This window comes from Vibrio sp. JCM 18905 (genome assembly GCF_055393305.1).
The window spans coordinates 1,787,661-1,800,756 of sequence record NZ_AP043878.1 but is presented as its reverse complement, the minus strand read 5'-3'; the positions used below and the strand labels follow the sequence as shown (position 1 = coordinate 1,800,756).

Here is a 13,096-nt window from a genome sequence, read left to right as displayed (position 1 = left end):
AGCTGCTCTCTAAACAGGCTAGGGAACAGCTTTCGTCACATCCTAATTACTCTTCTTCGATAGAGTTTAGGTATTCTTCCGCGTCTTTTAAGTCATCCAACTCAGATGGGTTTGAAAGCTTCACTTTCACAATCCAACCACCTTCGTACGGTTCTTCGTTGATTAGCTCTGGGCTGTCTTCTAGTTCTTCGTTGATTTCTACGATTTCACCGGTAACAGGAGAGTAGATATCTGACGCTGCTTTTACAGACTCAACCAAAGAGAAGCTTTCACCTGCTTCTACTTCGTCTTCTACGTCTGGTAGGTCAACGAATACTACGTCACCCAACATTTCTTGCGCATGCTCAGAAATACCAAGTGTTACTGTGCCGTCACCGTTGTCACGTACCCACTCGTGGCTATCTGTAAACTTCAGTGTTTTGTCCATTGCTTAATCTCCAAATAACTTGTCAGGAATTATTGTGATTTTTAAAAAATCGTTTATTGGTAAAGAGGGAAGCGACTGCAAAGTTCTTTTACTTCTTTGCGAACGCGTTTTTCAACGTCTGCGTCACCTTCTGGGTTGTTCACCAAACCATCCAGTACGTCACCAATCCAATTACCGATGAGTTTGAATTCTTCAGCGCCAAAGCCGCGGCTTGTACCCGCAGGCGTTCCTAAACGGATGCCCGATGTAATCATAGGCTTCTCTGTATCGAATGGGATGCCATTTTTATTACATGTGATCCCAGCACGTTCTAGAGCTTCTTCTGCTTTGTTGCCTTTCAAGCCTTTAGGGCGAAGGTCAACCAGCATTAGGTGCGTGTCTGTGCCACCAGTTACGATGTCGCAACCGCGAGTTTGCAATACTTCCGCTAGGACTTTTGCGTTATTGATCACCGAATCAATATAAGTTTTAAATTCAGGACCAAGCGCTTCTCCAAATGCAACCGCTTTTGCTGCGATAACGTGCATTAGTGGGCCGCCTTGTAGGCCAGGGAATACGGCGGAGTTGATTTTCTTAATGATGTCTTCGTGGTTAGTCAGGATCATACCGCCGCGAGGGCCACGCAATGTTTTGTGTGTTGTGGTGGTCACAACATGTGCATGTGGCAATGGGCTAGGGTGTGCACCTGTTGCGATAAGGCCAGCAATGTGCGCCATATCGACCATAAGAATTGCGCCAACTTCGTCAGCGATTTCACGGAACTTAGCAAAATCGATAACGCGTGGAATAGCACTGCCACCCGCGATGATCATCTTTGGTTTGTGCTCTACTGCAAGTGCACGAACGTCGTCGTAGTTGATTTCTAGTGTTTCGCGATCAACGCCGTATTGAACTGCGTTAAACCATTTACCAGAAAGTGCAGGGCGTGCACCGTGTGTTAGGTGGCCCCCAGCGTCCAAAGACATGCCAAGAATGGTGTCGCCTGGTTGAAGAAGAGCCAGTTTCACCGCACCATTTGCTTGAGCGCCTGAGTGAGGTTGAACGTTTGCGTATTCGCAATTAAAAAGTTTTTTCGCGCGCTCGATGGCAATGGCTTCCACTGTATCTACGTGCTCACAACCACCGTAGTAACGACGACCTGGATAACCTTCAGCGTATTTGTTTGTTAGGCATGTGCCTTGAGCTTGCATTACCGCTTTAGAAACAATGTTCTCAGAAGCGATAAGTTCGATTTGTTCGTTTTGGCGAGCGGATTCCGCCTGAATTCCAGCAAAGACAGCATCATCTGTCGCAGAGAGGTTGGTAGAGAAAAAGTTTTCCAAGCTGTGGTTAGGGTAACTCTTATTCATGGTAGTTGACCTTCCAAATCTTAAAATGAACCCGCAATAGATGAATTATGATTTGCGGTTGTGGTTCATTTGTCCTCAAAACAGCTGAACTGCATAGCAGAACAGAGTGAACATCCGGCCCTAAATGTGGGCAAAAACTCCGTCGGATTGCGTGTTTCCTTTACCAATCTCTTACGGAAATATGCATCTCTACATCTAACAAGTTGGTAACATAGCGCCTGCAGCGGGAACAATCAACCAAAAATTTCCTATAGGAAACAAGATTTCAAAATTTGTTAACAAGAGCACGGTTTAATTCACTTGGTGGACTTTTATCCACTATGTGCTTCATGCACAATGCGAGTAGGACAAAAATAAGGATATCTATAGAGGGATTTATGGCAGAAAGTATTTACGATGAATACCCATCGATGACGTTAGCGAAAGAGCAAAATGATCAAAATATCGAGCCATTAAAGCTGGGGCAGCGTATCAAGGATATCCGCTCAAAACTTGGTATTACACTAGAAGAAGCCAGTCAGCGAACAGGGCTTGCTCGTTCTACACTGAGTAAAATAGAAAATGAGCAGATTTCTCCGACATTTCAAGCAATGCAAAAATTGGCGCTTGGCTTACAAATTGATATGCCGCAACTCTTTGAGCCACCAAGAAAAAAGGTTGCGACAGGGCGTAGGGATGTTACCAAGAAGAATGAAGGCAAACCACACCCAACGCAAACCTATGAACATGAACTGCTCGCTACTCAACTTTCCAATAAGAAAATGATGCCGTTTAAGAGCCAAATTCGTGCTCGCAGTTTTGATGAATACAAAGACTGGGTTCGTCATGATGGCGAAGAATTTCTGCTTATCTTATCTGGTGAGGTCATGTTCTATTCTGAGTTCTACGAACCTGTGGTTCTAAGCGAGGGCGACAGCGTCTATTACGATGCGAACATGGGACATATGTTGACCAGTGTTAGCGAGGAAGATGCGCACATTTTGTGGGTGACAGCCAAATAGTGATAAATAATTGTAAATTTCCTATAGTGAAAGCAAACGATTGCTGTCGGTGGTCGTTATAATGAAAAGGCGCTTTTTTGATGAGAACACACTCATTAAAGCGCTTTTTTTGTACGATTTGTTGTGATTAAAATGTTAAGAGTCACACTTTTGCAAGTCGATCTACGTCTTGTTCGTGCAAAATAGAATGAGCCGTGTTTATTATTGGAAACACATCGAATGCCGATAGCATTCTCGGGTCTATCTAAATGGAGACGAAAATGACTCAAGAACTACTGAAAACACCACTACACGCACTTCACGTTGAAGTTGGTGCCAAAATGGTCCCGTTCGCGGGTTACGATATGCCTGTTCAGTATCCTCTAGGCGTAAAAAAGGAACACTTACACACTCGTGATGCGGCAGGTCTGTTTGATGTTTCTCATATGGGACAACTTCGCCTAATTGGTGACGGTGCAGCTGCGTTCCTAGAAACATTAGTGCCAGTAGATATTGTGGATCTTGAGTCTGGTAAACAGCGTTATGCGTTCTTCACTAATGAAGAGGGCGGCATCATGGATGACTTGATGGTAGCGAACCTAGGCGATCATCTTTTTGTGGTTGTGAACGCGGCATGCAAAGAACAAGACATTGCACACCTACAATCGCATTTGCCATCTGGTGTTGAGTTAGAAATTATTGAAGACCGTGCTCTGCTTGCGATCCAAGGCCCTAAAGCGGCAGCTGTATTGGCGCGTTTTGCCCCAGAAGTTTCTGACATGCTGTTCATGGATATTCGTAAAGTCGATATTTTAGGCGCCGAATGCATTGTTTCTCGTAGTGGCTACACTGGCGAAGATGGTTACGAGATCTCGGTTCCTGCTGACAAGGCAGAAGAACTAGCACGTAAACTGACCGCAGAAGAGGAAGTTGAATGGATTGGCCTTGGTGCTCGTGATTCACTTCGTCTTGAGTGTGGTCTTTGCCTATACGGTCATGACTTAGATACAACAACTACGCCTGTAGAAGCGAGCTTGTTATGGGGCATCCAAAAGGTTCGTCGTATCGGCGGTGAACGTGAAGGTGGTTTCCCAGGTGCGGATATTATTCTTAAGCAGATCGAGACCAAAGATGTGGCGCGCAAGCGTGTCGGTTTGGTTGGCCAAACTAAAGCACCAGTCCGTGAAGGCGCGGAATTGTTTGATGCTGATGGCGTTAAAATTGGCGTTGTCACCAGCGGCACTGCGGGTCCAAATGCAGGTAAGCCTGTCTCAATGGGTTATGTGCGTGCTGATCTTGCTGCGATTGGTACCGAATTGTTCGCTGAAGTACGCGGAAAAATGCTACCAATGACGGTTGAGAAAATGCCGTTTGTACCGCAACGTTACTACCGCGGTTAGGTTACTCATTATTGTCATTCTTCGCGTATTCGCGAGGCAAGAAACAAGCAAAAATGCCGAGCTTTCTAGCTCGGCATTTTTATGTATATCGGCTTTATATATACGCTTGGAAGTTATCGTAGTTTCTGCAGCCTTATCCGACCGCTTTGTCGATTGTACAACACATGTCGATAACGATATCTTCAAGTTTTTCCGGATGAATCATGTCTTCTTTTGCAATCCCAAACTGAGACGCCATGATCGTATTGAACAGCTCCCAATGTTTGATCAGCATTTTTTCGCGATTATCAGCGATGTCAGGCCATGTCTCTTGCATCATCGGAGTAAGACTGATTGCACCATGTGCAAAAATCAACATCTGCCACTTTGATTCCCACTGATCAAATTGGGCGTTAGGGTTTTCACTGTTGTACTGCTCAAAAATTCCGGTAAATATCGCAGCAAACTCATCTTTTGACTTTAAGAAATACTGCAGCAGGGCACCATCATCGCCTTGGCGAATAGCATCAGCAATCATCTGTACTGGGTGAGGATTAACGAGCGCAAATGCCAGCATGCGAACCATGAACAGATAAATTTTTCTATTCGAAGGTGTGTTCTCAGGCATCTCATTGATTAATTCAGCCATATAGCACTGCATGAATTCATCCATCGCGTCGCTAACCGCTTGCCAAATCTTCTCTTTGCTGCCGAAGTGGTGACGGATCAAACTATGTGAAACACCAGCCTTTTCACTGATATTGCGCAGTGAGACACGCTCGTAACCAAGTTCACAAAACATATCTGCTGCCACCTTAAGGATCAGACACTTAGTTTGTTCTGCGGCTTCAGCACTTCTACGCCCCTGCTTTCTTTCATTCATAGTTCGAATTTTCCCGAATATTAATCAACGCGCTTACTTTTACCAGAAACCGGACGCTTTGACTAATTAATTTGCTTTCCACCTGGAAAATATGTTGATCAATTTCAAATTCTGCATATACTGCACGACTGTGTAATATATAAAGCCTACGGAGAAAGCGGGTGCGAAAACAATATTTAAAGCGCACTTTAGTTGGTGCTGTGGTGACATTAAGTCTCTCTGGCATGCTAACTGGGTGTAACAAAGCCATTTCCGAGCCGTCTGAACCTTTAATCAAACCTGTAAAATTACTGGCGGTGAAAGATCTAGAAGTTGAAGACTCGCATGCCTTTTTAGCGCGTATTGATGCGACACATCGCGCACAGCTTTCTTTTCAGGTTGGTGGTGAGGTCGATGAATTACTTGTTCGCATGGGCCAAGAGGTAAAAAAAGGTGAAGTGCTTGCAACGTTAGACCCTAAAGATCTTCAGCTTGCGTTAGACGCCTCTCAAGCCCAGTTCGCGTTAGCAAAAACGCAATGGGAGCGCGCGAAAAACCTTTATGGAAAAAAGCTGATTAGTACAGATGAGTACGACCAGAAAGAAACTCAATATAAAGCGGCATTGGCAAACTACGAACAAGCCAAAACAGATTTGAGTTATACCAAGATTCACGCACCTTTTGATGGCATCGTGTCATACACCTATGTCAACCCGTTTCAAGTGGTCGCAGAGAAGCAAGAGATCCTGAATCTTATCGATAACACGACCTTAGATGTGTCGTTCACACTGCCAGTCAGTTATGCGGAATCCGTATCACTTGAGTCACTGCAAAACTCCGATATGTGGGTGACGATGGATAGCGAGCCAGGAAAACGTATCCCTGGAAAATTTAAAGAAATTTCGACTCAGCCAAATATCGATACCAACAGTTATGAGGCGATCGTAACCATCACTCGACCAGAAGATCGCAATTTGCTAACAGGTATGACAGGGCAGGTGCACATAGCTAAACAACATCTATCGGACGCGATGACGTTGCCTCAATCTGCTTGGGTAAACAAAAAAGAGACGCAAGGCGAAGTGTGGGTAATGGACAGAAACACACAGCAAGTTAATAAAGTCACTGTGTCTTTTGATGCCTCTGGAGGTGTGAAAGCAGGGCTTGATAACAATGATTACGTTGTTGTTGCTGGCGTTGAACGACTGGTCGAAGGACAAGTCGTGAAAGCTTGGGTTCGTGAGGGAGGCATTTAATGAAACGATCTCTACTTACGATCTCTGCAATTGCGCTTGCAGTTTTAACGGGTTGCAAAAATGAAAACCAAGCTGTCGTCGAGCAGCCGCTTTTTGTGTCGACTATCTCTGTGGATGCGCCGGTACAAAGCCAATATCGAGCTTTTAAAGGAATAGTTGTACCAGCAGAGCAAACGCCTATGGCATTCCGCCGCGCGGGAGAAATTCAACACGTGTTGGTGAAAGCGGGCGACGTTGTTAAGCAAGGCCAAATGATTGCAAAGCTGGATGACAGCAAAGAAAAGCAAGCCGTAAATGACGCAGAAGCGCAATATACACTGGCGATTCGTCAGCTCAAACGCGGCGAAGACCTACACGCTCGTCAGATGATCTCAAAAGCCGAGCTTGATGAGCTAACAGCTAATAAAGAGTTGGCAGAGGCTAATTTCTATAACGCCACCAATCAATTGAACTACACCCGTTTATTCGCCCCGTTTGCCGGTAAAGTGTCGGGCGTTTTTAAAGAGCGTTTTGAACGTGTGGCAGTTGGGGAGCCGGTGTTGAACCTATATCAAAACGATTTGGTGTACGTGCGTATTGAGCTTTCCGACAATGTTCTCGCTATGGTGGACCCAAATTCAGACAACATGAGTTACAAGCCTAGAGCAACCTTCTCCGGCATTAGTGACACATTTGCTTTGGACTATTTAGAGCACACAAGTGAGCCTAACTCCGAAACTCAAACTTACGAAATGTATTTGACGATGCCACAGCCAAAAGCAGAGATTCTACCGGGAACCAGCGTCAGTGTTCTGGTCGATATGGTTAAGGCGGGGATTACCTCCATCGATGGTTACAGTATTCCAGTAACGGCGCTTCAAGCGGGCAGCGAAGAGAATGAGTTCTTTGTATGGAAAAAAGAGGGTGACGTTGTCACTCGGGTGCCTGTGATGATTTCCCAAGTGAATGGCAACGGAGCCATTGTGTCGTCAGGAGTTAAGCAAGGCGACGTTCTGATTAATTCAAACCTACGTAAATTACGTGAAGGTAAACATGTGGATGTTGTGGAGAATAAACAATAATGAACATTGCTGAGTACTCAATAAAAAATAAAGTCATCAGCTGGTTGTTCATTATTATCCTTGCTGTTGGTGGTCTAACGTCGTTTTTGGAGCTTGGGCGACTAGAAGACCCGGCATTTACGATTAAAGATGCCATGATCATTTCAACATACCCTGGCGCGACGTCGAAAGAGGTTGAAGAAGAGCTGACGTACCCTTTAGAAAAAGAGATTCGAAAACTCCCTTATATAGACAAAATTACCTCTACGTCTTCTGATGGTATGTCTCAAATCACGGTCAGTATGGAAATGGACTATGGTCCTGATGAACTGCCGCAAATTTGGGATGAAATGCGCCGTAAAATTAATGACTTGCGACCAACTTTGCCTCAGGGCGTACAATCTTTGCAGATCATTGATGATTTCGGTGACGTTTATGGCGTGATGCTGATGCTCACTGGCGATGACTACGATTATGTCGAGCTAAAACGCTATGCTGATTACCTGACTCGTGAAATCGAGCTGGTTGATGGCGTAGGAAAGGTGGATATCACGGGCGATCAGCAAGAAATGCTATTCGTTGAGATCTCACTTGATCGCCTTGCCGCGCTGAACTTAGACATGAATGTGGTTGCGAGCTTGTTGAACCAACAAAACAATGTGGTTTCAGCAGGGGAAGTGATGGTCAATGGCGAAAGCCTTGTCATTCGTCCAAGTGGTACCTTAAACACCGTAGAAGCGCTAGAAAACTTGATCATTCATGGTCGTGACACTGGGAACCTAATTCGTCTAAAAGACGTAGCAACGATTTCTCGTGGTATCCAAGAGAAGCCAAGCAACGTCGTACTCTTTAACGGTCAAAAAGCAATTAATATCGGTATCTCGTTTGCGTCAGGTGTGAACGTGGTTGAGGTTGGCGAACGTTTGGATGTGGAGCTTGCGAGCCTTGAGTCGATCAAGCCTGCTGGCATCGATATGAACTACTTTTACAACCAAGCCAATGAAGTGGATGAGTCCGTTAAAGCGTTTGTGATTAGCCTAGCAGAGGCTGTGGCGATCGTTATCATCGTTCTGCTTTTTACGATGGGCTTACGCAGTGGTGTCATCATTGGCGTCGTGCTGTTATTGACGGTGTTCGGTACCTTCATCTTGATGAATTACAACAATATCGAGCTGCACCGTATTTCTCTTGGCGCGTTAATTATTGCTCTGGGTATGCTGGTTGATAACGCGATTGTGGTCGTGGAAGGCATCTTGGTTGGCCTAAAAAAAGGGCGCACTAAAGTTCAAGCGGCCGTCGATATTGTAAAGCAAACACAGTGGCCTTTGCTTGGCGCAACCATCATTGCGATTACGGCTTTTGCACCTATCGGTTTGTCGCAAGATGCAACGGGTGAGTTCATGGGCTCTCTATTCTGGGTGCTGTGTTTCTCACTATTTTTGAGCTGGATTACCGCTATTACGCTGACGCCATTCCTCGCAGATCTATTGTTGAAAGAAGAGGACAAGGGCCAAGATACCAACGAAGAAGATCCCTATAAAGGTTGGCTGTTTGTTGTATTTGGCGCATCGCTGAAATTCGCACTGCGATTCCGTTGGCTCACGGTTGCTGGCATGGTCGCGCTATTAGTGGGTGCTGTCGTGGCATTTGGTAATGTAAAACAGCAGTTCTTCCCACCATCGAACACGCCGATGTTTTACGTTGATATGTGGATGCCAGAAGGTACGGACATCCGCGAAACGATCAAAAAAGCTGAAGAGGTAGAAAGCTACATTCGTCAGCAAGATGATATTGACTTTGTTTCTGCTTCAATTGGGCAGGGTTTGCAGCGTTTCGCTCTGACTTACCAGCCAGAGAAAAGCTACGAAGCGTACGCCCAGTTCCAAGTTCGCGCCACTGATCGTGAGAGCATGTTCGGTTTGTTGCACAAGTTAGACGCTAACCTTGCGAAGACGTTTGATGCACCGACATTTCAATTTAAATTGATGGAATTTGGCCCTTCACCAGCGTCTAAGATCGAAGCGCGTATTACTGGTCCCGATCCGCAAGTTTTACGTGATTTAGCGGTGCAAGTTGAAGACATCCTTCATACCGACCCTGGTGCCCGAAACATTCGTCACGATTGGCGAGAGCGTACTAAGGAGCTTGTGCCTGTTTTCAATGAGTCTAAAGCTCGTCGCTTGGGCATTTCGAAAGAAGATCTTTCAAGCACACTGCAAATGGCGTTTGGTGGTAGCACGTTGGGTTACTTACGTGATGGTACACACACGTTGCCAATTATGACGCGCCTTCCTGAAGAAGAACGCGTGGACTTTGAATCACTACAAAACGTGACCATTTGGAGCCCATCACTGCAAACGTATATTCCGGTCGACCAAGTGATTGATGGCGTTAAATTGGATTGGAGCGAGCCGCTAATTCAGCGTCGTGACCGCAAGCGCACGTTAACTGTGCTCGCTGACCACGATGTGTTGAGCGACGACACGGCGGCAAGCTTGTTTGCGCGTGTGCAGCCTAAAGTGATGGCACTGCATATTCCAGAAGGTTACGAAATCACATGGGGTGGTGAGTATGAATCATCGAAAGATGCGCAAGAAGGTCTGTTTGGTTCGTTGCCGATGGGTTACTTGTTGATGTTCATCATTACTATTTTGCTGTTTAACTCAATTAAAAAGCCGTTGGTCATTTGGTTCACCGTGCCGTTGGCGATCATTGGTGTTGCCTTTGGTTTGCTTACCACTAATATGCCGTTCAGCTTTACAGCATTCCTTGGTTTGCTGAGCCTAAGTGGCATGATTTTGAAAAACGGTATTGTGTTGCTTGATCAAATTAACCTTGAGTTGGAGTCAGGGAAAGAGCCTTACCTCGCGATTGTCGATAGTGCGATCAGTCGTGTTCGTCCGGTAAGTATGGCTGCTCTGACGACCATCTTGGGGATGATTCCACTCGTCTTCGATGCCTTCTTTGGATCGATGGCAATAACGATTATGGCAGGTCTTGGTTTTGCTACAGTACTGACACTGATTGTAGTGCCAGTAATGTTTGCGATTCTGTTTAGGGTAAAACCGACCACTGCATAGGGACTCCTGGCTATTTGCCAGCTTCCTGCCTAGCCCTGAAGGTTTTCTTCAGGGCTTTTTTGATCTTACCAATGTACACCAACCCATTCATTTACTTGATTCTAATGATTTTCTTACGAATGCAATGCAAATCATGCGTATACTGATGGAACGATACATCAAAGAGCGAGATAACATGAACAAGCGCGTATTACACGGACTCTTCTTCGTCGGTTCTTTCACCTTGGTCGGCTGTACTACGACAGACAGTATGACTACAGAAGAGGCTAAGCAAGCCGTTCCTAAAATCAACAGCGTTAGCACTGAAGTCATCTCCAACTGGATTGATAACAAGGTTTTAGCGCCTGAGGGGCTTTCACTCAAACAAGACAATCTACGTTATATATCGGGTAGCGCCGACTTAAACAGCGATGGCAATGCAGAACACATTGTATTGCTACAAGACCGTTATTTCTGTGGCAGCGGTGGTTGTGCAGCTTATATGTTTGATAATGAGGGGAACGTTATCAATCGAATGTCTGTCACTCGCACGCCTATTGTACTTGTAGATAGTTACAGCAATGGCTGGCAAGATTTCATCGTTTGGAGTAATGGCTCATATCGACTCATGAGTTACAACGGTGACTCTTACCCGAGTAACCCTTCTTTGGAGCCAAAGGTGGATCGTGACTCAAACCAGCAGGCGGCAATTGCGAATGTAATGGCGACAGAGCTTTATCAGCAAGATGGCTATGACATTATGCCCGCTGATTCGAAAACTTTGTGGACGCCGGCCAATGTATACCACTTCACCTTTAAACATTACGGTGATCCGCATAGTACTTATAAAGCGACGGTGGATATGAACAGTGGGGAAGTAGACATTGTTGCCGTTCCGGCTACGGAATAAAAAACACCTCCCTTAACCGGAATTAAAGGGAGGTGCTGAATGCCAAATTCGAGGGTGGCATTGTTAAGCGGAGTAATTCTGTTTATGCCGCGACTTCTTGTTTGGCTTCTGCTTTGCTTTTTAAGAAAGCGTAAGTAAAGCCAGTTACTGCTGTACCAGCTGCGATAGCCACTAAGTACATTAACACTGGTGAAATGGCGTTAGGGATTAACAGTACGAACAGACCGCCGTGTGGTGCCATTAATTTTGCACCGAACAGCATGGATAGGGCACCAGTAAGCGCGCCACCTGCCATACAAGATGGAATCACACGCATTGGATCTTTGGCGGCAAATGGAATTGCGCCTTCAGAGATGAAACACAGGCCCAATACAAATGATGCTTTACCAGCCTCACGTTCATTTTGTTCAAATTTGTTCTTCGCAATGAAGGTCGCTAAACCCATACCTAGCGCAGGAACCATACCAGCAGCCATGATTGCTGCCATTGGCGCGTAAGTTTGCGAAGCCAATAGACCGACGCCAAATGCGTAAGCGGCTTTGTTGACTGGGCCACCTAGGTCGAAACACATCATCGCACCAAGGATAATACCTAGCAGAACTGCACTGTCAGATCCCATGTTGTTTAGGAAGTCAGTCAGGCCGTTCATGATACCTGAAACTGGGCCACCTACGATGTAGATCATCACAAGGCCAGTGAACAGTGTTGCTACAAATGGAATGATCAGAATTGGTTTAAGCGCTTCCATCGATTGTGGGAGTTTTACTTTGTCCGCAAGGAGCTTCGCCGCGTAACCGGCAATGAAGCCAGCTGCGATACCTCCTAGGAAACCAGCACCCGTTGAACTTGCTAGCATACCGCCAACAAGACCAGGAGCCAGACCCGGACGGTCAGCAATTGAGAACGCGATGTAACCCGCAAGAACAGGAATCATCAATGCGAATGCAGAGCCACCACCAATGTTCATCAACGCTGCTGCTAGCGTGCCTTCTTCTTTAAATGCTTCAATACCAAACACGAACGATAGGGCGATGATCAAACCACCAGCGACAACCACAGGCAGCATGTGCGATACCCCTGTCATCAAGTGTTTGTAAGCGCCTTTCTTCTCGTCTGCTGCCGAAGCAGAATTTGCAGAACCTGAATGTTGGTAAATCGTGGCTTGCTCGAATGCTTTGTCCATCTCTTCGGCTGTTTTCTTCAGAGCTGGGCCTGTTTTCGTGCGGTACATCTTTTTGCCGTTGAAGCGATCAAGTGGCACTTCGATATCGGCAGCAATGATCACTAGATCAGCGTCTGCGATGTCTTGATCTGTCAGTTGGTTTTTTGCACCAACTGAACCACGAGTTTCCACCTTGATTTGATGGCCACGGCGTTTGCCTTCTTCTTCTAGCGCTTCTGCTGCCATAAAGGTATGCGCAACGCCAGTAGGACAAGCGGTGATTGCGACAATTTTCTTCGCTGCTGATGTTGCTTCAGGAGTGATAGGGGCTGCAAGTGTGGTTGCTTTTTCAAGTAAAGTGGCGTTTTCAACCGCTTGCTGGAGAAACGTAGTTGCGTCTTTTGCTACTTCGCTGATTTCCGCTTGGTAAACCTTTTTCCCTACGAAACGAGAAGTATCCACGCTAGTATTTGCCGCAATGATAATGACTTCTGCTTGTTCAACGTCAGCTTCCGTCAGCAGTGTAGGTTCAACCACACTTGATTGACATTCGATTTTTGCATTCCAGGTTAATTTTGCGGCTGCTTGTTCTAGTAACCCTGCCGCAAGGATGCTATTTGCAACACCGCTCGGACAGGCAGTAATAATGGCAATATTCATACGATAACCTTC

At 45.8% G+C, this 13,096-nt stretch carries 10 protein-coding genes; 6 read left to right on the top strand and 4 right to left on the bottom strand.

What is annotated here, in order from left to right:
- Nucleotides 1-46 precede the first annotated feature (46 nt).
- Nucleotides 47-427, bottom strand: coding sequence for a glycine cleavage system protein GcvH (gcvH, locus tag ACZ5ZC_RS07885; RefSeq protein WP_046876056.1), 381 nt, complete (start codon nt 425-427; stop codon nt 47-49).
- A gap of 53 nt (nt 428-480) precedes the next feature.
- On the bottom strand, nt 481-1,776 hold the full coding sequence (locus ACZ5ZC_RS07880; protein ID WP_005395177.1) for a serine hydroxymethyltransferase: 1,296 nt from the start codon (nt 1,774-1,776) through the stop codon (nt 481-483).
- 377 nt (nt 1,777-2,153) lie between these two features.
- Between ACZ5ZC_RS07880 and ACZ5ZC_RS07875 the strand changes: the two genes are divergently transcribed.
- Both ACZ5ZC_RS07875 and gcvT read left to right on the top strand, forming a co-directional pair.
- A complete protein-coding gene (locus ACZ5ZC_RS07875; RefSeq protein WP_005395176.1) occupies nt 2,154-2,777 on the top strand; it encodes a helix-turn-helix domain-containing protein in 624 nt (207 codons plus the stop codon).
- Between the two features lie 260 nt (nt 2,778-3,037).
- Entirely contained in the window at nt 3,038-4,156 is a 1,119-nt protein-coding gene (gene gcvT / locus ACZ5ZC_RS07870; protein ID WP_167427466.1) for a glycine cleavage system aminomethyltransferase GcvT, read from the top strand.
- 133 nt (nt 4,157-4,289) lie between these two features.
- On the opposite strand, the gene vdeR is transcribed toward gcvT, so the two are convergent.
- Entirely contained in the window at nt 4,290-5,018 is a 729-nt protein-coding gene (vdeR, locus tag ACZ5ZC_RS07865; RefSeq protein WP_006742273.1) for an efflux transporter transcriptional repressor VdeR, read from the bottom strand.
- 161 nt (nt 5,019-5,179) lie between these two features.
- Between vdeR and ACZ5ZC_RS07860 the strand changes: the two genes are divergently transcribed.
- The 4 genes from ACZ5ZC_RS07860 (at nt 5,180) to ACZ5ZC_RS07845 (ending at nt 11,262) form a co-directional block, all read left to right on the top strand.
- Complete coding sequence (locus ACZ5ZC_RS07860; protein WP_167427467.1) at nt 5,180-6,253, top strand: efflux RND transporter periplasmic adaptor subunit; 1,074 nt, start codon at nt 5,180-5,182, stop codon at nt 6,251-6,253.
- A complete protein-coding gene (locus ACZ5ZC_RS07855; RefSeq protein ID WP_167427468.1) occupies nt 6,253-7,314 on the top strand; it encodes an efflux RND transporter periplasmic adaptor subunit in 1,062 nt (353 codons plus the stop codon). The genes ACZ5ZC_RS07860 and ACZ5ZC_RS07855 overlap by 1 nt, the downstream gene beginning before the upstream one ends.
- Nucleotides 7,314-10,373 (top strand): efflux RND transporter permease subunit, encoded by a 3,060-nt coding sequence (locus ACZ5ZC_RS07850; RefSeq protein ID WP_167427469.1) that lies wholly within the window; start codon nt 7,314-7,316, stop codon nt 10,371-10,373. Before ACZ5ZC_RS07855 ends, ACZ5ZC_RS07850 begins: the two co-directional genes overlap by 1 nt.
- A 175-nt stretch (nt 10,374-10,548) precedes the next feature.
- A complete protein-coding gene (locus ACZ5ZC_RS07845; RefSeq protein ID WP_464931817.1) occupies nt 10,549-11,262 on the top strand; it encodes a hypothetical protein in 714 nt (237 codons plus the stop codon).
- 82 nt (nt 11,263-11,344) lie between these two features.
- Here the strand turns inward: ACZ5ZC_RS07845 and fruA are convergent, their stop codons facing one another.
- Nucleotides 11,345-13,084: a PTS fructose transporter subunit IIBC gene (gene fruA, locus ACZ5ZC_RS07840; protein WP_395215382.1), complete on the bottom strand. Its 1,740-nt coding sequence runs from the start codon at nt 13,082-13,084 to the stop codon at nt 11,345-11,347.
- Nucleotides 13,085-13,096 lie beyond the last annotated feature (12 nt).